Annotated in this window: 19 protein-coding genes; 5 read left to right on the forward strand and 14 right to left on the reverse strand. The window is 42.3% G+C overall.

Annotated features, from left to right (window positions below; all coding sequences use genetic code 11):
• Positions 1 to 217 precede the first annotated feature (217 nt).
• From BO48_RS03855 to queG, 8 genes are all read right to left on the reverse strand, one after another.
• Positions 218 to 2,332, reverse strand: coding sequence for an RNA degradosome polyphosphate kinase (locus tag BO48_RS03855; protein ID WP_496366120.1), 2,115 nt, complete (start codon positions 2,330 to 2,332; stop codon positions 218 to 220).
• Positions 2,333 to 2,368: 36 nt separating this feature from the next.
• Positions 2,369 to 3,895: an exopolyphosphatase gene (gene ppx / locus BO48_RS03860; RefSeq protein WP_496366121.1), complete on the reverse strand. Its 1,527-nt coding sequence runs from the start codon at positions 3,893 to 3,895 to the stop codon at positions 2,369 to 2,371.
• Positions 3,896 to 3,906: 11 nt separating this feature from the next.
• Positions 3,907 to 5,295, reverse strand: a complete 1,389-nt coding sequence (gene fumC, locus BO48_RS03865; RefSeq protein ID WP_496366122.1) for a class II fumarate hydratase — start codon at positions 5,293 to 5,295, stop codon at positions 3,907 to 3,909.
• Between the two features lie 67 nt (positions 5,296 to 5,362).
• A complete protein-coding gene (locus BO48_RS03870) occupies positions 5,363 to 5,578 on the reverse strand; it encodes a hypothetical protein (RefSeq protein WP_496366123.1) in 216 nt (71 codons plus the stop codon).
• A 21-nt stretch (positions 5,579 to 5,599) separates the two neighbouring features.
• Complete coding sequence (locus tag BO48_RS03875; protein WP_496366124.1) at positions 5,600 to 6,190, reverse strand: 6-phosphogluconolactonase; 591 nt, start codon at positions 6,188 to 6,190, stop codon at positions 5,600 to 5,602.
• Positions 6,191 to 6,621: 431 nt separating this feature from the next.
• Complete coding sequence (gene nfsA / locus BO48_RS03880; RefSeq protein WP_496366125.1) at positions 6,622 to 7,365, reverse strand: oxygen-insensitive NADPH nitroreductase; 744 nt, start codon at positions 7,363 to 7,365, stop codon at positions 6,622 to 6,624.
• Between the two features lie 15 nt (positions 7,366 to 7,380).
• On the reverse strand, positions 7,381 to 7,851 hold the full coding sequence (gene trmL / locus BO48_RS03885; RefSeq protein WP_496366126.1) for a tRNA (uridine(34)/cytosine(34)/5-carboxymethylaminomethyluridine(34)-2'-O)-methyltransferase TrmL: 471 nt from the start codon (positions 7,849 to 7,851) through the stop codon (positions 7,381 to 7,383).
• A 13-nt stretch (positions 7,852 to 7,864) separates the two neighbouring features.
• Positions 7,865 to 8,998 carry a tRNA epoxyqueuosine(34) reductase QueG gene (queG, locus tag BO48_RS03890; protein ID WP_496366127.1) on the reverse strand — a complete coding sequence of 378 codons (1,134 nt, stop codon included), beginning with the start codon at positions 8,996 to 8,998 and terminating at the stop codon, positions 7,865 to 7,867.
• Between the two features lie 270 nt (positions 8,999 to 9,268).
• Between queG and abc-f the strand changes: the two genes are divergently transcribed.
• Both abc-f and BO48_RS03900 read left to right on the forward strand, forming a co-directional pair.
• Positions 9,269 to 10,774, forward strand: coding sequence for a ribosomal protection-like ABC-F family protein (gene abc-f / locus BO48_RS03895; RefSeq protein ID WP_496366128.1), 1,506 nt, complete (start codon positions 9,269 to 9,271; stop codon positions 10,772 to 10,774).
• Positions 10,774 to 11,118 (forward strand): DUF488 domain-containing protein, encoded by a 345-nt coding sequence (locus BO48_RS03900; protein ID WP_496366129.1) that lies wholly within the window; start codon positions 10,774 to 10,776, stop codon positions 11,116 to 11,118. Before abc-f ends, BO48_RS03900 begins: the two co-directional genes overlap by 1 nt.
• Positions 11,119 to 11,161: 43 nt before the next feature.
• Here the strand turns inward: BO48_RS03900 and BO48_RS03905 are convergent, their stop codons facing one another.
• Complete coding sequence (locus tag BO48_RS03905) at positions 11,162 to 12,301, reverse strand: glycerate kinase (protein WP_496366130.1); 1,140 nt, start codon at positions 12,299 to 12,301, stop codon at positions 11,162 to 11,164.
• Between the two features lie 33 nt (positions 12,302 to 12,334).
• Complete coding sequence (locus tag BO48_RS03910; protein WP_496366131.1) at positions 12,335 to 13,426, reverse strand: tartrate dehydrogenase; 1,092 nt, start codon at positions 13,424 to 13,426, stop codon at positions 12,335 to 12,337.
• Positions 13,427 to 13,625: 199 nt separating this feature from the next.
• Here BO48_RS03910 and BO48_RS03915 point away from each other — a divergent pair, with 199 nt between their 5' ends.
• Together BO48_RS03915 and BO48_RS03920 are read left to right on the forward strand one after the other, a co-directional pair.
• A complete protein-coding gene (locus tag BO48_RS03915; protein ID WP_496366132.1) occupies positions 13,626 to 15,269 on the forward strand; it encodes an SLC13 family permease in 1,644 nt (547 codons plus the stop codon).
• A 71-nt stretch (positions 15,270 to 15,340) separates the two neighbouring features.
• Positions 15,341 to 16,090 carry a GntR family transcriptional regulator gene (locus BO48_RS03920; protein WP_496366133.1) on the forward strand — a complete coding sequence of 250 codons (750 nt, stop codon included), beginning with the start codon at positions 15,341 to 15,343 and terminating at the stop codon, positions 16,088 to 16,090.
• Between the two features lie 119 nt (positions 16,091 to 16,209).
• Here the strand turns inward: BO48_RS03920 and dsdA are convergent, their stop codons facing one another.
• Positions 16,210 to 17,490 (reverse strand): D-serine ammonia-lyase, encoded by a 1,281-nt coding sequence (gene dsdA, locus BO48_RS03925; protein ID WP_496366134.1) that lies wholly within the window; start codon positions 17,488 to 17,490, stop codon positions 16,210 to 16,212.
• 71 nt (positions 17,491 to 17,561) lie between these two features.
• A complete protein-coding gene (locus tag BO48_RS03930; RefSeq protein ID WP_496366135.1) occupies positions 17,562 to 17,915 on the reverse strand; it encodes a DUF6176 family protein in 354 nt (117 codons plus the stop codon).
• Positions 17,916 to 18,048: 133 nt separating this feature from the next.
• Here BO48_RS03930 and BO48_RS03935 point away from each other — a divergent pair, with 133 nt between their 5' ends.
• Positions 18,049 to 18,603 (forward strand): Maf family protein, encoded by a 555-nt coding sequence (locus tag BO48_RS03935; protein ID WP_496366136.1) that lies wholly within the window; start codon positions 18,049 to 18,051, stop codon positions 18,601 to 18,603.
• On the opposite strand, the gene BO48_RS03940 is transcribed toward BO48_RS03935, so the two are convergent.
• Positions 18,604 to 19,251, reverse strand: coding sequence for an HD domain-containing protein (locus BO48_RS03940; protein ID WP_496366137.1), 648 nt, complete (start codon positions 19,249 to 19,251; stop codon positions 18,604 to 18,606). It lies immediately after the preceding gene.
• 90 nt (positions 19,252 to 19,341) lie between these two features.
• Entirely contained in the window at positions 19,342 to 19,872 is a 531-nt protein-coding gene (locus BO48_RS03945) for a YceI family protein (protein WP_496366138.1), read from the reverse strand.
• Between the last annotated feature and the right edge of the window lie 70 nt (positions 19,873 to 19,942).

The following is a 19,942-nucleotide window of genomic DNA, read 5'->3' on the forward strand; positions in this document are numbered from 1 at the left end:
TGAGATGTCATCCGATCTGATGACTGTTTAATCACAGCTATGATCGGATTTAGACTGTGATTCCGATTTGAACATGGCTGATCCGAACCAGTAATCGAATTTCAATCCGATATCCGATTTGACACCGACTCAATCACAATTATAATCGTAATTCAGCACCGATTCCGATTTGAACATGGCTGAAAAATACTTGGAATCGGATACGGCGCCACATCTATCACTTTTTAAATCTGTTTTTGATTTTGGTCAGCAGGAAGTTCTCTTTCTCTTCTATCTGCTCTCTGTTCACTTTCAATGCCCGTCTCATCAATTCTTCCTGGGCACTGATCAGTTCATGGTCATTTCTCACATAAGCATAAGAGCCGTCCGGCTTCTGATAACGCGCTTTTTTATTATCAATCAAATAAAGTTCATTGATGGATTTCAATTCTTCTATAATTTTCGATTCATTCACCGGGAAGAGGATTTCCACACGCTTGATCATGTTTCTCGTCATCATATCCGCAGAGGATAAGAACATTTTATCTTCTCCGTTGTGGCGGAAGTAATAGATTCTTGTATGCTCCAGAAATCTGCCGACAACGCTGATTACACGAATGTTCTCACTGACGCCCGGAATACCTGCTTTCACACAGCAGATGCCGCGGATGACAAGATCGATTTTAACCCCTTCCTGAGAAGCGATTAATAATTTATCAATGATTTTCTTATCTGTCAGAGAATTCATCTTAGCAAAGATATAACCATTGCCGTGTTCTTTATGGTATTCAATCTCTTTATCGATATGATCATCAAAAAGATCACGGATTTCGAACGGTGCGACATGCAGTGAATTATATACAGGTTTCAATGAGTATCCGCTTAAATAGTTGAAAAAGTTTATCGCATCATCACCTATTTCAGGGTCGGTCGTTATGATTCCCATATCGGTATACTGCTTGGCTGTCGAATCGTTATAGTTACCGGTGCCCAGATGGACGAACCGCACGAGCTTGTTTTTCACACGTTTGATGACCAGGGTGATTTTACTGTGCGTCTTCAAGTAGTTCATACCGTAGATGACGTGGCACCCAGCGTCCTCCAGTTCCTTCGCCCAGTGAACGTTGTTCTCTTCATCAAATCTCGCTTTCAATTCAACAAGTACAGAAACCTGTTTGCCATTTTCCGACGCTTCTTTCAAAGCTGCGATGATCGGCGAGTCGCTCGATACACGGTAAAGGGTCTGCTTGATTGCAAGTACATCCGGATCTTCTGCCGCTTCTTTGACGAAATCCACAATCGGTTTGAAAGATTCGAACGGATGATGGAAGAATACGTCTTCTTTCAAAGAACGTTCATACACATCATCAGTACCGAGAAACTTCGGTGTCTGTGGTTCAAACGGTTTATAGATCAGCTTCGGATACTTCCTTTTCAGATTGGAAACAAACTCGAACAGGAACGTTAAATCCAATGGGCCGTCGAATTTATATACATCTTCTTCCCCAAGGCTCAGCTCTTCTCTCAAAAATGAACCGTTGATTGTCGGATTAGTGCTGATATCGATTTCCAGACGAACAGCAGCGCCTCTTGTACGCTCTTTTAAAAATCTTTCAATCTCGATTAAAAGATCCTGCGCACCTTCCTCATGAATCGTCAAATCCGCGTTCCTTGTAATTCTGAATGCGAATGTGCGGTCGATATTATAACCTTTGAATAACTTCTCAACATTTTTAACGATAATATCCTCGGACAGAACAACATAAGTATTCGGACCGTCATGGAATGTATAGAATCGTTTAATGATTGTCGGCAGCTGCACGATGGCCGTCTGCTCTCCGAGTTCATTGGACAGATTTACGAATATATTGACCTTTTTATTCATCAGTTTAGGGAATGGACGGTAGGCATCAATCCCCAAAGGTGTCAGTGACGGGAAAATTTCAGTGTCAAAAATTCTTTCAGTTTCATCCATGAGCTTTTCCGGCAGATCTTCAGCTCTTCTGAAATAAATGCCGTAATTTTCAAGTTCATCTTTCAAATCATGATAAATTCTATATTGAGCATCACAATTTTCCCTGTTCAGCCCGCTGATACTTTCGAGCTGTTCACCGGGTGTCATCTTAGTCTTGTTTTCCGGTTCATGGTAATTCATCTTGACCTGGTCTTTCAGACCGCCGACTCTGACCATGAAAAACTCATCCAGGTTGGAACTGGTGATTGCGAGGAATTTGAAGCGCTCGAGCAATGGATTATGTCCATCTATCGCTTCTTCTAACACTCTGTAATTAAACCTTAACCAACTGAGTTCCCGGTTATCATAGTATTCTTTATTATCGAGTTTGTATTCCATGGTATCCCTCCAATCACCTATTATAAATGACAAATATTAAACTTCTGTAAAGATTATCGATAAATCTTTGTTTAATATTTTCTCAATATGTTTTTTCTGGCGTATCGACTGATATTTTTCAGCAATCGAATCACCTTTGTATTCCACAGTCAGTACAAATTCATCCTCATGTTCTTCCAGGTACATATCCTGCACAATGTTTGTGTGGGATATGTTCAGGGCATTCGAGAACTTCAATATGCTGCCGAGTGAAAGCAGAAGGTTGATATCGTCATCGTCAAACCAGCCGACATCCTCTGCATAAAACTTCAGCAGCGTTTTATTTTTGAAACTGGCCATCAAGGCAAGTCTGACACGGTCCCGGTGGACTATGCCATTGATGTTGCTGTTGGCAATCAGATAGAACGTATGCTGACTTGTCGCATCCCGGTCGATGAATTCACCAAGATAAAATATTTTAGCCGCATTTTTCATCAAATATTTATCGTGTTTCGAGATATTGATGATATCATGCCGGTTTAATTCATGATACAGCCTCTCAGTAATCTCTATGCGTTTATCATACACTATTTTTTGAAGCTTGAAATCATTTGCCAGTTCATTCAGGGCATCTTCATAAATTCTGTACTTATTGAAGGCATACGGTTTGTCCTTTGAGATCAGGTGCATCGCGAGCCCTTCACGCAGACCTTTACGGCTGAATTTGAATTCTCTGGCGTCAACAATTTCATAAAGTTTTTGGAAGACGAGCAGACTCGGCAGGATGATATCACTGCGGTCTTTACTGAGTCCGTCAATATCATCAAGATTGTCTTCATCTGTTTTCGTCAATATCTTCATTACATCATCCAGGTCATTTTTCTCCATCGAATAACCATGGACACCCGCAATCGGATAATTGACCATCGACTGGTGTATGCGCGCAATGTTTCTGGCACTGCCGCCAATTGCTAAAATGTGCACCCGGCGTTTGGCCAGCCATCTGACATCGCTCAATTGTTTTTCAATAAACGCCATCGCTTCTTTGATGGCCTCTTTGTCATTATGCTCCCGGTCTTCAAAAAACATCTCCTGTAAAGTGACCACACCGAAAGGCAGGCTGGTTGAATAGATCAACTCTTTATCTTCAAAGAAAGTAAGTTCTGTACTCCCCCCGCCGATATCAATTGTGATCGCATCCTGGGTACTGATTGTATGCGTCACGGCATGGTAGCCGAAAAAAGCTTCTTCCTTGCCGGTAATCACTTTTATATCCAGGTCAATTTCCTCTTTAACCCTTTTGACAATATCATCTGAGTTGACCGAGTTTCTGATTGCCGCCGTTGCGACGGGATTTAAATCTGATACCTCATACTGGCCGGCTATTTCCTTGAAGCTTGTGAGTATATCGATCAGATTGTCTATCCCCTCTTCTTCCATGACATTGTCGTCATTCAAAAAGCTCGCAAGACGTGCAGGTGTTTTTATATTTTGAATCTCTTTCAATCCGGTTTCCTCTGTATATTCAAACAATACGAGACGTATGGTGTTTGAACCTATATCAATTAAACCGATTCTTTTCATAATACAATCACCTATTCTTTGGATTCAGTCATATCTTCAGGTTTGATCCACTCGTCAAACTGTTCTGCAGTCAAGTGACCGGACTCAACCGCCGACTCTTTCAAAGTGATTCCTTTTTCATGTGCATTTTTAGCAATCTGCGCCGCTTTTTCGTAACCGATATGCGGGTTGAGTGCAGTAACAAGCATCAATGAAGTATTCAGGAATCTGTCGATATTTTCTTCAATCGGCTTGATGCCCACCGCACATTTATCATTGAACGTTACCATACCGTCTGCAAGCAGGTAGATGGACTGCAGTGTATTATACAAAATAACCGGCTTGAATACGTTCAGTTCAAAGTTACCCTGTGATGCAGCGAAACCGACTGCAGCATCGTTACCGAACACCTGAGTTGAAACCATCGTCAGCATTTCTGACTGTGTCGGGTTGACTTTGCCCGGCATGATTGATGAACCCGGCTCGTTTGCAGGAATTTCAATCTCGGCAATGCCGGCACGCGGTCCGGAAGCAAGCCATCTGACGTCATTCGCAATCTTCATCAGGTCGGCTGCAAGTGCTTTAAGTGCACCGTGCAAATAAACGACTTCGTCATGTGCAGTGAGCGCATGGAATTTATTTGGACTGGAAATGAATTTGTAACCCGTCTGGACGGACAGTTCACTCGCAACACGTGAACCGAATTCAGGGTGTGCGTTTATTCCTGTACCGACTGCTGTACCGCCGATCGCAAGATTTCTTAACTGTCTTTTCGACTCTTCAATCAGCTCTTCACATTTTTCAAGCATGTATCTCCAGCCGCTGATTTCCTGGCCGAGTGTGAGCGGCGTTGCATCCTGAAGGTGTGTACGACCGATCTTAATGATGGATTTGAATTCTTCTTCCTGTGCTTCGAAAGTATTTTTCAATTTCATCAGTCCAGGCAGCAGCTGCTCTTCGACTGATACGAGCAATGCCACATGCATGGCAGTCGGATAAGTATCGTTTGAGCTCTGGGACATGTTCACGTCATCATTCGGGTGAACGGTCTCTTCAATGTCTTTTTCTTTCAAGTACTCGTTTGCGACGTAGCTGACCACTTCGTTGACGTTCATGTTGCTCTGTGTACCGCTTCCAGTCTGCCATACGACAAGCGGGAAGTGTTCATCGAGCTCCCGGTTGATCACGCGGTCACAAGCGTAGCTGATTGCTTCCTTCTTATTGTCAGAAAGCTTGCCCAGGCTGTTGTTCGCAACTGATGCCGCTTTTTTAAGTTCTGCAAAAGCAACAATCACTTCAATCGGCATTTTTTCCTTACCGACCGGGAAGTTTTGACGACTGCGCTCCGTCTGTGCCGCCCAGTATTTATCACTTGGTACTTTGATTTCTCCGATAGTATCTTTTTCAATTCTGTAAGACAATGAAAAAAACCTCCTGTAAATTAGTATTTATCAACATTTTATACTAATTTACTAGAGGATTCATCTGTTATTCATTATTTTCTTTTTGTTCTTCATGAGATTCGTCATTTGAAGTGTCAATCGGATAGTCCTCGTTCTGGGAAAGCTGCTCCATCTCCCTGCCGAGTTCACGCACATCCTCCATGTCATGGGTCATGGTGTTATCATCAGGCGCCACCATGTCTTTATAATCTTCATTTTCGGCATTTTCATAATAATCTTCTTTATATTCTTTCTTCTTCATCACATGCCACCTCTTCAAAGTTTACGCAAATTTGTAGCTGTAGTAATCCACTATGTCAGGATCCAGACTTGATGCCGCATCGCGGTCAAGTACAACCGTCACCATACGGTGAGATTTTAACTGGCTGAATGCATCCTTGTTATTCTCCTTGGCATTGTAAAGCTCTTTAACCGCTTCTGCCTTATCTGCACCTGTTGCAACGACAAATAATTCTCTCGCATCATATAATGATTCATTTTTGTCTTCATTATTGAAACCGACATTGCCTTTTGCATCGAGATATAAAAGTCCAAGACTGACCTGCTTTTTATCTTTTAAAATGTTTTCGAGGGATTCGCTTGAGCCATCTGTATGCAGCTGGTTTTCAGGAATCTGCAGTTTGTTCAGTATATCCGTCTGAGGCTTGCCGACAGTCGAAATGTGAACCTGTGAGAAATCTGCAGGATGCTGCTTCGTCTCACCGATGAACTTTTCATAAGCCCAGTCCAGATCTTCATTCATTTCAACAGCAAGTACGCTTGTAGGTTTATTGTGGACCTGTTTCCTTAAAATATCCGCAATATATACACTGAATGTTTCTTTGTTATCAAAAATTTTTAAATTCATAGCCATAATCGTTTCCTCCATAAATTGTGTTTTAACATATCATAGTTAGTTTACCCATTATTTTAACAAAAATAACACCGAACGCACTTAAAACCTTCTTTTAATAAAAATTCATCATTTTAATCGACGGCACTTCACGGGCTGACGGTCTTTATTTTCAATAAAAACATTTCACACTTAATATTTTAAATTATTTTAAATCCCTCTTTTTAATTATGTTATAATAATATATAATGTTAAATATATAAGTGAGTACGCTAGGAGGCAGACTGATGGATGCATTTTTAATCTTAATGGTATGTATTGCGTTTTTAACTGCAATTTTAACTGCTTGCCGTGAATCTGAGTGGGGTTACAAAGACGACGGCGAAGAAAGAATCAAATAATTTTTTCTGAAATTAAAACAACCAGTCCGTTTGGACTGGTTGTTTTTTGGTTTACTGGCCGAGATAGCCCTGCTTCTTGACGACTTCGTCTACATCAAGGCGCTGCTTTTTATTAAGCATGCCGATGACCTGGTCACTCCAAGTATCTTCTCTCTTGCCGCCTGTACGCTGTTTGTAGTATTCACTGATACGTTCGTCGTACTTCTCGATATCCTCTTTCGTTTCATCCAGATTCTGATATGTGTTTTCATGATAGACCGCTTCAAACGGCAGACGCTCTTTAATGCTGCCCTCATGTGCAGGCACACCTGCCACCATGCCGAATAACGGGATGGTGCCTTCCGGCAGTTCAAGAATCTCAATCACTTTTGCCATATCATTTCTGAGCGAACCGATAAAGCAGATGCCGAGCCCGATGCTCTCTGCTGCCACCGCAAGGTTCTGCGCTGCAAGTGTTGCATCGACTGTACCGACGATGAACTGCTCTGTCAGATGGAAGTTGATCGGTGCATCTTTCTCAATCGATAAATCTCTGTGCCTTCTGTAGTCGGCCACAAAGACGAAAAGATGTCCGTTGTTTTCAACATAAGGCTGCGTGCTGATTTCTTTCAGCGCCTGTTTCTTTTTTGGATCTGTTACTCCGATGATCGTATACGCCTGTACGTAACTGGATGTGCTCGCACTCTGTGCCGCTTCCACCAGCATCTTAATCGTTTCATCTGATAGTTTTTCTTCTGTAAATTTACGGATTGAACGGTGGTTCTTAAGTAAGTCTATAACTGCATACTGATCCATGTTGTAAAGTTCCTCCTAAATAAGTTCTGGATAATCCTGCTGTCTCAACGCTTCATATACCAATAACATTGCGGTGTTTGCCAGATTCAGCGATCTGACGTCCGATGTCATGGGCACCCTTAACAATGATTCATTATACTTATCTTTCACCCAGTCAGGCAAGCCGCTTGTTTCACGGCCGAAAACGAAGTAATGATCTTCGTCGGTCTTCGAATAGTCCATTTCGGAATGAAACTTCTTTCCGAATTTGGACAGCATATAATAATTCCCCGGGTTCTGATCGAAGAATTCTTCTATGGAATCATAATAATGAATGTCTACAAATTCCCAGTAATCAAGACCTGCGCGTCTGACCATCTTCTCTTCGACACTGAAACCGAGCGGTTTGATCAGATGCAGTGTTGTATCTGTTGCTGCACATGTGCGTGCAATATTCCCCGTATTCTGCGGGATTTCCGGTTGAAATAATACGATGTGATTTGGCATGACTGTTTCCTCTCTAACGACTGACTTCCTGAATGCCTTTCAGCATTTCCTCTTTTACTTCTGAATCCTGCTCCTCCGGATATCTCTCATTGATGTATCCGACGGCTTCGCTGCCTTGTATCTGACCGATTGCCCAGTAGGCTGTCCCTTTGATCATCGGTCTCGGGTCATTTTCTGCAACTCGTTTCAATGTATCCACTGATGATTCTTCCTTGAAATGTGCCAGGGCAATTATAGCATTTCTCTGAATCGGCTTCTTCCCTCTCCAGACACCTGCAAGGTGGCCGTACTTATCCTTGAAATCCCTGTTGGATATTTCAAGCAGCGGTTCCAGTTCCGGCTTTAATATTTCCGGCTCCAGCATAATGTCTTCATGATGGTCCGTGTTGATGCCTTTATTTCTCGGACAGACCTGCTGGCAAGTATCACAGCCGTACAGACGGTTGCCGATTTTGGAACGGTACTCGTCCGGCATCGAGCCTTTGATCTGAGTTAAAAATGAAATACATTTGTTCGAGTCGAGCTGTCCGTTGCCGACCAGCGCCCCTGTCGGGCATCTGTCGACGCATATATTGCAGTCTCCGCATGAGTCGATCAGCTCCTCATCCGGCGGAAACGGATAGCTGACAATCATCTCCCCCAAATATGAATACGTGCCGACATTCGGATTGATGACGAAACCATTTTTTCCGATAAATCCGAGTCCGCTTCTTCTCGCCACTTCCCGGTCACTGAGCACTCCTGTATCCACCATCGACTTCGTCTCAATGTCGGGGTTCAGTGACTTGATGTATGCTTCAAGCTTATTGAGCCTTTTATTTAACAAAGTATGGTAGTCCATGCCCCACGACGCCCGGGCGAATATACCGCGGCGGCTGCCCTTCCTACCCTTCGGTGCATCCGGCAGCTTATTCGGATAACCGACCGCAATCGCAATGATACTCTCGGCATTCGGCAGACTGGCCTTAGGGTTGGTGCGCTCTTCCACACTGCCCTTTTCAAAGCCGGATGCGAACCCTTTATCCAGGTAATCGATGAGCTTGGCCTTATATTCCACGAAAGGCTCAGCGTGTGTAAAGCCGATTTCATCTATGCCGATACTGTGTGCATAATCGATTACTTTCTGTTTGAATTCATGACGGTCCATGAAAATCCTCCTTTCATTGTAATTTATGTCGATAAAGTGTAATATTAAATTAATCATATTCGAAGGAGTGATCGAGGCCGATGGAGTAAATTATCCTTTTCAACTGACATATCCATGCTTATTTTTTGATGCAGAAAATGTCGGATCAGGATAATTCCATGCCTAACTCCACTCAACAATATGGATAATATTGTGCTTTATAATGCATATTATTATAACATATATAGGCTTGTTATCCCTGATTCGATTTATAAAATCGGGGGTTTTTTTATGCTTAAAATTCAAAATCTGACTATAGAAATCACTGGAGAAACACTGCTTGAGGCAGATGATCTGAACGTACAGGAACATAAGACCATCGGGCTGATCGGCATAAACGGCAGCGGCAAGACCACACTGTTCAACCATATTCTTTCCGAGCCTGAACGCTACACCGATGACACCATCCAGCTCATCCCGCAGATCAAAGACAGTGATATTGAAAAAAGCGGCGGCGAAACGACGAGGCTCTATCTGGACCGGACGTTAAACCGCGACGCCGGCATCCTGCTGCTCGATGAGCCGACGACCCATCTCGATGAACAGAATGTGGAGTCACTCATCAGCAAATTGAAGCACATCAATAATATTAAAATTATCGCTTCCCATGACCGCGGGTTCTTAAACCGCATCGTGGATGAAATCTGGTCGATTGAAGATCAGACAGTCAAAGTATATCCCGGCAACTACGATAAATATAAAGAGATGAGAGACCATCAGTTCGAGCGCGCTCAGGAAGAACATAAGCAGTACGAGAATAAAAAAGCACAGCTTGAAAACGCGGTGGAAAATAAAAAGAAGCAGGCTTATCAGGCAAATCGCGTAGACGGAAAGAAAATGGAGACACCCTACTACAACAAGCAGCAGAAAAGACTGCACCAAGTCGCTAAAGGCATGCAGTCGCGGCTTGATCAGCTGGAAAAGAAAGAGAAACCGCGCGTGAAGAAAGAAGTGAAGTTCCATACCCAGAATATGGATTCACTCGGACAGAAGACGATTATCAGAATCGAACACGAAAATATTAAACGCGATAATAGACATATCATTGAAGATGGGTCTTTATTCATAAAAGCCGGTGAAAAAATCGCAATTACGGGGTTGAACGGCAGCGGCAAAACCACACTGCTCAATCACATCCATGAAAAATATAAAGACTCGACATTGAAAATCGGATACTTCTATCAGCAGTTGGAATCGCTGGACAATAAAAAGACGATTATGGAAAACGTCTCTAAGACCAGTCTGTATGATGAAACGACGGTAAGGACGGTGCTCGCAAGGCTCGGCATCAAACGCGAAGCCGTCCATAAAAAAGTCCATGTCATCAGCGGCGGTGAACGTGTGAAAGTCCAGCTCGTCAAAATACTGCTGTCGGATATCCAGGTGCTGATGCTGGATGAACCGACGAATTTCCTCGATATTCATACACTTGAAGCTCTGGAGGAAATGCTTGAAAGCCATCCTGCCACCATCATCCTGGTCTCCCATGACAAAGTGCTGAGAGATAGTGTCACCGACATCGAATATGCAGTCAAAGACGGCAGACTGATCAGTGACCAGAAGGCATCGCCCATCGATGACACGGAGGAAGAATTGATGATTCTCGATAATAAAATCGCTGAAATCCTTGGAAAGTTATCCATCGAACCGAGTGAAGCGCTGGACCGGGAATTCCATCATTTAATTCAGGAAAAACGGGTATTGAAAGATAAGGCTAATGAAAGGAGACAGCAATAATGCTTAAAATTAAAAGAGTATATGATGATATTTCACAGCAGGACGGTAAACGTGTTCTCGTTGACGGCGTGTGGCCGAGAGGCATCAAGAAAGAAGATCTTGAACACGATGAATGGATGAAAGATATTGCACCGTCGACAGATCTCAGGAAGTGGTTCGATCACGATGCCGACAAATGGGATGAATTTAAGAAGAAATATAAAAAAGAACTGAAAGACCATAAAGAAGATCTGAAGCAGTTGAAAAAAGACTCTGACGGTCATAATGTGACACTGCTCTTTGCAGCAAAAGACGAGGAACACAATCAGGCAGTCGTAATCAAGGAATACGTTGAAAATATGTAAATGCAAAACACCCGATTTCAAAATGAAATCGGGTGTTTTTATGTTAGTTATTCAACGAGAAAACTGCCATCACCTGACTCACGGTTTTTTCTAAATTAAAGCTCGTCGTACTGCTTTTCATCGCTTCTTCTAAAGATACCGGGGAGTGCTGGATAGAAAAGATTGCGTTCAGATCATGGTTCACCAGTTCGTAGGCATCATTTGTCACACTGCCGCCAAAAGCAATGATGGGCACCCCATATTTTTCAGCTGACTTTGCAAGTCCCGCAGGCACTTTGCCCATCGAAGTCTGCACATCAAGCTTACCTTCGCCGGTTATAATCATATCCGCACGCTTCATTTCTTCCTCCATATCCAAAAGGTCGATAACAAGTCCGATACCTGACTCAAGACCCGCGTTCAAGTAACCGTAAAATGCTGCACCGAGTCCGCCGGCTGCACCGCCGCCCTCAACTTTTGATATATCGGCATTCATCTGTTTCTCAGTCACTTCAGCAAAGTTTTTAAGTCCGTCATCCAACTGTGACAGCATCTTATCCGTCACCCCTTTTTGAGGACCGAATACATAAGTCGCGCCTTCAGGGCCGTATAACAGATTATTAACATCGCACGCCACCCTGAAATGGCAGTCATCATATTTAGAGGCTTCCGAGGTTTTTATTATTTTATCGATTTTGGACAACGAACCGCCGCCCCGCTCAATCTCTTTACCCTCCGAGTCTATAAATTGATATCCAAGTGCCTGAAGCATCCCCGCGCCGCCGTCATTGGTCGCACTGCCGCCAAGCCCGATGATGAACTGTCTCGCACCCGCTTCATAGGCGTGTTCAATCATCTCACCGACACCATACGTCGTCGCTCTGTATGGATCCAGTTCGTCTTCTGCCAATAACGGAAGTCCGCATGCTTCAGCGACTTCAATGACGGCCAGATTTTCATCTTCGACGCATCCGTATTCAACCTCAATCATATTACCGAGCGGCCCGGTAACAGACACTTTCCTTATCTCCCCTTTCAGACCATCGATCAATGCCTCTGTCGTTCCTTCTCCGCCGTCCGCCATGACGTATGTCTTTATATCTGCATCTTCAAACACTGTTTTTATCCCTTTTGAAACCGCATGATTCGCATGCTGTGAAGAAAGACTCCCCTTAAAAGAATCCATGCCTACAATGATTTTCATAACCTTCTCCCCTATCTGACTTGAAACATTTAATTATGCCTTATCAGTAACAGGCGCAAGATTTTCAATAATTGCGTTTGTTACATCTTCAGTGTCATAATTCCCGCCAAGATCTCTAGTTAAGATTCCTTTTTTAGTAGTTGAACGAATTGCTTTGTGAAGTTCTGCCGCTTCATCTTCCAATCCGAAATGATCTAACATAAGTGAAGCACTTTCTATTGTGCCTATAGGGTTCGAGATACCCTGCCCTGCAATATCCGGTGCTGAGCCATGTACGGATTCAAACATACTCGGCGTACGGCGTTCCGGGTTGAGGTTCGCACTTGATGCAATTCCCAAACTTCCTGACATCGCACTGCCCAAATCTGAAAGAATATCTGCAAAAAGGTTGGAAGCGACAACAACTTCTAGATCTTCAGGATGCATGATAAATCTTGCAGCCATTGCATCTACCAGATACTGGTCCGTTTCAACATCAGGATATTCTTTGCTTACACGTTCAAATACTTCGTCCCATAAAACCATACCATATTGCTGCGCGTTGCTTTTAGTTACGCTTGTCACTTTCTTACGTTTTCTTGTACGTGCAAGATCAAATGCAAAACGGATGATTCTCTCAGTTCCCTTTTCAGTGAATAAAGAACTTTGAACTGCAACTTCCTGCCCGCCTTCACGTCCATCGAAGTTACGGCCGCCAATTCCTGAATATTCACCTTCAGAATTCTCTCTTACAAGTATCCAGTTTAAATCATCGGCATCTTTATGTGTGATTCTTCTAGGCACTCCGGGTAAAAAATCTACAGGTCTGATATTTGCCCACTGGTCCAATCCCTGACAAATCGCCAAACGCAGACCCCATAAACTTATATGGTCAGGCACTCCCGGATAACCGACAGCACCGAAGTAGATTGCATCATATTCACGCATCTTTTCTACACCGTCATCAGATATCATTTTACCGTGTTCTAAATAATATTCACAGCCCCAAGGGAAATAATCATATTCAAACTCAAACTTTCCATTTGATTCTTCCGCCAGATGATCAAGTACTTTAATACCTGCCTCTACCACTTCAATACCGACACCGTCACCTGGGATTACTGCTATCTTGAACTTTTTACTCATTATAAAAATCCTCCTCTGTTTTAATTAATTCCATATTACAATAACGTATTCATTAAAGTCAAATAAAATATTTATATAGCTATTTTTATAATATATTTGACAATAACGTATTCATTGTTTAATCTATTAGATATTAGTTCAGAAATTTATCAATAGTTTGTATTTTGGAAGCGTTAACAGAATAAGGGGGATTTAATATATGGAATTACTTAAAAGTATCTGGAATTTGATGTGGGCATGGGACAGACAGGTAAGGAATTTCTTTAAGTTTACAATCAGTTTATTTACACCAGGCAATAAGAATAATGTCGTTAAAGATTATGAAAACTTTAAGGTGCCGTCCAAGGCGAATCGTCCGCCGTCATATTCTATGCCGCAAAAAATAGGATTGGTTTTAGGACCTCTGCTTTTTGCGATGATAAAGATTTTACCGACACCCGATGCGATGCCGGAAGAAGCAAATACAGTATTAGCTGCTATTCTATGGGTGGCAACATGGTGGGTCACTGAAGCCATACCGATACCAGTGACATCTTTACTGCCGATAATACTCTTTCCACTCGGAGGTGTTATGGAGACAGGCGATGTTACTACAAATTACGGTGATTCTTTAATCTTCCTATTTGCAGGGAGTTTCATGATTGCTCTATCAATGGAGAAATGGGATCTGCACAGAAGAGTGGCATTATCGATTATCACTTTTATAGGAACAAATCCTAATATGATAATACTCGGTTTTATGATTGCGACTGCTTTTCTATCAATGTGGATATCAAATACAGCAACAACGATGCTGATGATACCGATAGCACTTGCAGTAACTAAACAATTTGCCGATCAATTAAAAGAAAGCGGCACTCTGGAAAATCCTGCAGACACAGCACCCGGCAATTTTAAATTTGGAACAGCATTGATGCTTGGTCTCGCCTACTCTGCCACCATAGGCGGCTTCGGGTCTCTGATCGGAGCACCTGCAAATATCATACTGGCAGGAACTTTAAATAACCTGTACGATTTAGAGATTACATTTGCCAACTGGCTGCTGTTTGGCTTGCCTTTAGTTTTAGTTCTTATTCCACTTTTATGGCTATATTTAACCAAAGTGGCATTCCGCATGAACATAAAAGGTATACCCGGAGGAAGAGATTTAATAAAAAAAGATCTTACTGCACTGGGTAAGATGTCTTACGAAGAAAAAGTTGTACTGACTGTTTTTGGTTTAACTGCATTAGCATGGATTACCAGAAGCAATATTTTGAATAATTTTATACCGCTTCTGGATGATGCACTGATTGCTGTAATTGGAGGGGTTTTATTATTTTTAATCCCTGCTAAAAACAGAGAAGGTAATATTATGGATTGGAACACCGCTTTAAAACTGCCATGGGGTATTTTATGGCTCTTCGGCGGCGGACTTGCTCTTGCTTCAGGCATAATGAACTCCGGATTGGATGAATGGATTGGCAGTTTACTGGGTGCGTTTGAAAATATGCCGACAATCATTGCGATTGCTCTAATAGTTGCAACTATAACTATAATGACGGAATTCACCTCCAATACCGCGACATCAACAATGGCTTATCCTATAGTTGCAGTCGTAGCAGTATCACTTGGAATGAATCCGATATTACTTATGGTGGCAGCAAATATGGGGGCGACATTCGCTTATATGTTCCCGGTAGCAGCACCGCCTAACGCAATCGTATTTGGGACCGGATATGTAAAAATGAGCAGTATGGCACTGACCGGAGTCTGGCTGAACTTAATTTCGATTATAATATCTGTACTGATAGTCTATTACTATGTGCCAATCGTCTTTAAAGGCTTGATAGAAGCATTTTAGACATCAGGTATTTCTAACGTTCGTAAAGTAATATATAATGAGTATATTAGTATGAGTTAAGGATTGATTATATGGCACAGCGTAAAAATAACTCACCTTTAGAGGAGATAACCAATGATAAGATTTTAAAAGATTTAAAAACTTTTGTTGATCGAATGAATAACCTGGATTCTCTCAGACTGCCTCAAAGGGCATACACCATCATCAGACATGCAATCAGAAATTTAGTATTGCCTCCGGGTAAAACTATTTTGGAAAGAGAAGTTGCCGAGACTTTGGGGATGAGCAGAACACCTGTCAGAGAGGCGTTAGTCAGGCTCGAAATGGATGATGCGCTTGAATTGATACCAAGACGCGGTTTTTATGTCGCAGAAATCGAAATAGATGATTTGAATGATATTTATCAAATGAACGCCGCATTGGACGGTCTTGCAATTGAAATTGCCGCATCAAATATCGATGATAAGGAAATAGACAGCCTGGAGGAAATAGTCAATCAGCAGGAGATAATGCTTGAAGAAGGAAAAATTAAGGAATGGGCAAAGTCAGATGATGAATTTCATTATCGTATAATAGAACTATCAGAAAATGACAGTCTGAATAAAGTGCTGGATATATATTCTGATAAACTTTTCAGAGCGAGATTGTATACGATTGATCACAGACCTAATCCAAGGCGATCTATCCTGGAACATAAAGCTATGATTTCATGTTTAAGAGCACAGGATGGAAAAGCTGCAAGAAATGTCATGGAATCTCACAGAAAACGTGCACACAAAGAAATTATAAAAGCTCTCGAAGTTATCAATCGGGGTGAATAAATATTAGAAAAACGGTCAAGATGAATTAATCACTCATTTTGACCGTTATTTTTTATACGATATTCACTTAGATACTTATCAAACTTTCTTTCTGCCCGTTGTCTTGAATTTAATCTCTATTACTTAAGCAATTCCACACCACGTTCATAGTCTTTCTGCCAGACGTCTTCAGGCACCATATTCCCGCCTGTACTCCAGACAAGATGCGTCCCCGTAGTCATATCCGGCCGTTCCTCCTGCAGCCTGTATCCGCCGGCCATACCGGCAAGTGCCGACGGCTCGAGTTTCATCTGCTCTGTATCCCATAACTTCGCGAGCATTTTATACAATACATCATCATGAACGGTATAAAATCCTTCAATCATCTCCTCCACGGTCTTGCCGATGAACTTTGACGGTCTGCCGACAGCAAGTCCGTCAGCAATCGTCACATTATCCAGCCCGATATCACGCACGGATATTTCATCATGCTTACCGCTCATCACCCCGAGCAGCATGCAGGGTGAATTCACCGGTTCAGCAAATACCGGATGGACATCACCCCCGAACACTTCTTTCAGTCCGAAAGTGATGCCGCCCGGTGCACCGCCGACCCCGCACGGGAGATATACATATAATGGATTGTCCGCACTGACTTCAATCCCTGCTTCTGCCAATTGATGTTCCAGTCTCAACGCACTGACCGCATAACCTAAAAACAGCGTTTCAGAGTCTTCATCATCTACAAAATAAAAATCTTCACGCTTCATGGCTTCATCTCTGCCGGCTTCTACCGCCTTGCTGTAATCATCTTCGTGCTCTATCACATTGACACCATAATCCCTGAGCAACGTCTTTTTCCACGCTTTCGCATCAACAGACATGTGAATGTCCACTTTAAAACCCAGCTCTGCGCTCATAATGCCTATGCTTAAGCCTAGGTTACCCGTTGAGGCACAAACGACCGTATACTGGCTGAACATCTCTCTGAAGCGCTCTAACGCGAATTGGGCATAATCCGCATCCTTATCGATCAGGTCGTGCGCTGCTGCCAGTTCTTCTGCATACTTCAGGATTTCATATATACCGCCGCGGGCTTTCACCGAGCCGGAAATCGGCAGTATGTCATCCCGTTTAATATACAGCTTACCTTTTAAGTCTTTTCCTTCAGCTTCATTTAAATCATCCTGCATATTTTCAATCCGCTCAACAGGAGATTCAATAATCCCGCCGCTGTTTTTCGTTTCCGGAAACACTTGTTTTATCAGCGGCGCAAACTTCACCAGTCTCTCTTCAGCCGCCTGAATATCTTCAATAGTAAATCCGCTGTTTCCGGCAGTATGATCATAAGCGTCATATTTGTCATTCAGCCAGAACACTTCAGTCATATCTGATAACCGATTTAAAATTACCTCGTTCATATTATCCCTCCGAATTAAAAAAAAGAGTAAGCTCAGCCTACTCTTAATCTTCTACATATTCAAACATCTACTTATTTACTTTCCATCGCATTCCTGATGCGTGATGGAATCATAACTACAGCTGCTGTCATATCCTCAGGGCGAAAAGTCTTATCGATGCATTCATCAAAAAACTCAAGATGCTTCTCATCAATCTTCTGATTGGTCACTTCATCTGTGCCGTTCATCTGATCTTCCTGCACGCTGTACCAATATAAATATTCAACATTGTTGAATTTCTCTCTGAATATAGTCTCGACGTACATCTTTTCCCCTTCCAGGTTCATCAGTACATCGTCCATATTTTCATGCATATACTCTATCCATGCATCCACGCGCTTGCCTTTACCTTCTTTAACACGAAATTTCGTGAGCTCCACTCTCATCGATTTCACCTCTCCAGTATTTGATACAACAAAACACCTTATCGCTCAATTAACGTCAACTGTTTCAACATTCGAATGTATCACTCGTGAGCTACCATTAAATATGTAATAATATATTAAAAAGGATGTTTATATGAAATTAATTTTAGCTTCATCTTCACCGCGCAGACAAGATTTACTGAACCAGGTCAACGTCGATTTTGAACTGCGAAAGCAATCGGCAGATGAATCAAGAGTAACCATAACAAAACCGGTGGAGAAAGTAAAGGCCCTTGCGAAAATAAAGTCCGATGTGACGGAAACATTCGAAGGAGAAGTTGTCTTAACCGCTGATACCGTTGTATCGAAAGACGGAGTCATTTATGAAAAACCACAGAACAAAGACCACGCCTACCAGATGATCAAAGAATTCAGCGGCGCGACACATCAAGTCCACACCGCCTGTATGCTCCGTTCATTACACGATGAAAAGATGATCGTTTCTAAAACTGAGGTGACTTTTTACGATTTAACTGAACAAGATATTGAAAATTACTTACAAACCGATGACTTTTCCGACAAAGCAGGCGGATATGGCATCCAAAGCCACGGTGCCGTACTCGTCAAAGAAATCAAAGGTGATTATAATACAGTCGTCGGACTGCCGCTTGCAGAAGTCGTCCGTGAATTAAAAAAATGGCGGGAGTGATTACTTCTCTCCCTGCCATTCTCCGTAAAATTGATTGAGATACTCTTCCATGAAACGATGACGCTCTTCAGCGAGCGCTTTAGCGGTGTCGGTGTGCATCAGATCTTTCAGTTTAAGCAGTTTCTCATAGAAATGATTGATCATCGTATTTTGATCCTGACGATACTCTTTTGCGGTCATATCTGATCTTGCATCCATTTCCGGGTCATGCATTTCATGATTTTTTGCGCCGCCGAATATAAATGTTCTTGCGATACCGATGGCACCGAGTGCATCCAGCCTGTCCGCATCCTGGACAACCTTATCTTCAATACTTCTGACTTTGAACTCATTATTCCCGCCTTTAAAAGATACAGCCTGCATCGCATACAGTATGCTTTCGACAACCGCTTCTTCAATGGCGAACTCCCTCAAATAATCTCTCGAATCTTCAACTGCATGCTCGCTTTTATTCAGCTTGTCATCAATTGTATCATGCAGCAGACTTGCGACCGCAATGATGAAATGGTCACCGCCTGCACTTTTCTGAATGTGCAGGGCATTTCTGTACACTCTCATCACATGGTGAAAATCATGTCCGGTTGAATCACCCGCATGAAAATCTTCAACATACTTCTTCACTGCACTGATAATTTTTTCTTCTTCCATATAGATTCCTCAACATTTCTCATGAAATTTATAAAGTCCTTTAAATTGAAAATACCACACCCAAAGGGTGTGGTAAAGGTTATATCACTATTACTGAGCTTCCTGGAACTGCAGCTCAAGGTTAACTTTAACGTCTTTACTTACAAGAACGCCGCCTGTTTCAAGTGAAGCGTTCCAAGTCAGGCCGTAGTCTTCACGGTCGATCTGGAATGAACCTTCGAAACCATGTACAGTTCCGCCGCCCATAGGGTCTTTGCCCTGGCCGTTATATTCCATTACGATTGTTTCTTCTTTAGTCACATCTCTGATCGTCAGGTCACCAGTCACTTTGTAAGAGTCACCTGATTTTTCGATTTTGTTTGAAGTGAAAGTGATTGTCGGGTACTTCTCAGTATCAAAGAAATCTTCTGACTGAAGGTGGCCGTCACGGTCACCTACTCCAGTGTTGATAGTTGCTGCGTTAGCTGAAGCTGTCAGCGTCGCATTTTCAAAGTCTTCCATTGAGTCTGTATCGATTTCGATTGAATACTCATTAAAAGTACCTTTTACTTTAGTCACCATCATGTGTTTTACTGAGAACTCTACTTCCGAGTGAACGTTATCTGCTACAAATTTAGTCATTATTAAGAAAACCTCCAAGTTTTAATGTAATCTCTTTTGCTCTATATTTATAATAGTACACTTGGTTACT

The sequence above is a fragment of the Lacicoccus kunmingensis DSM 17847 genome, assembly GCF_059568765.1.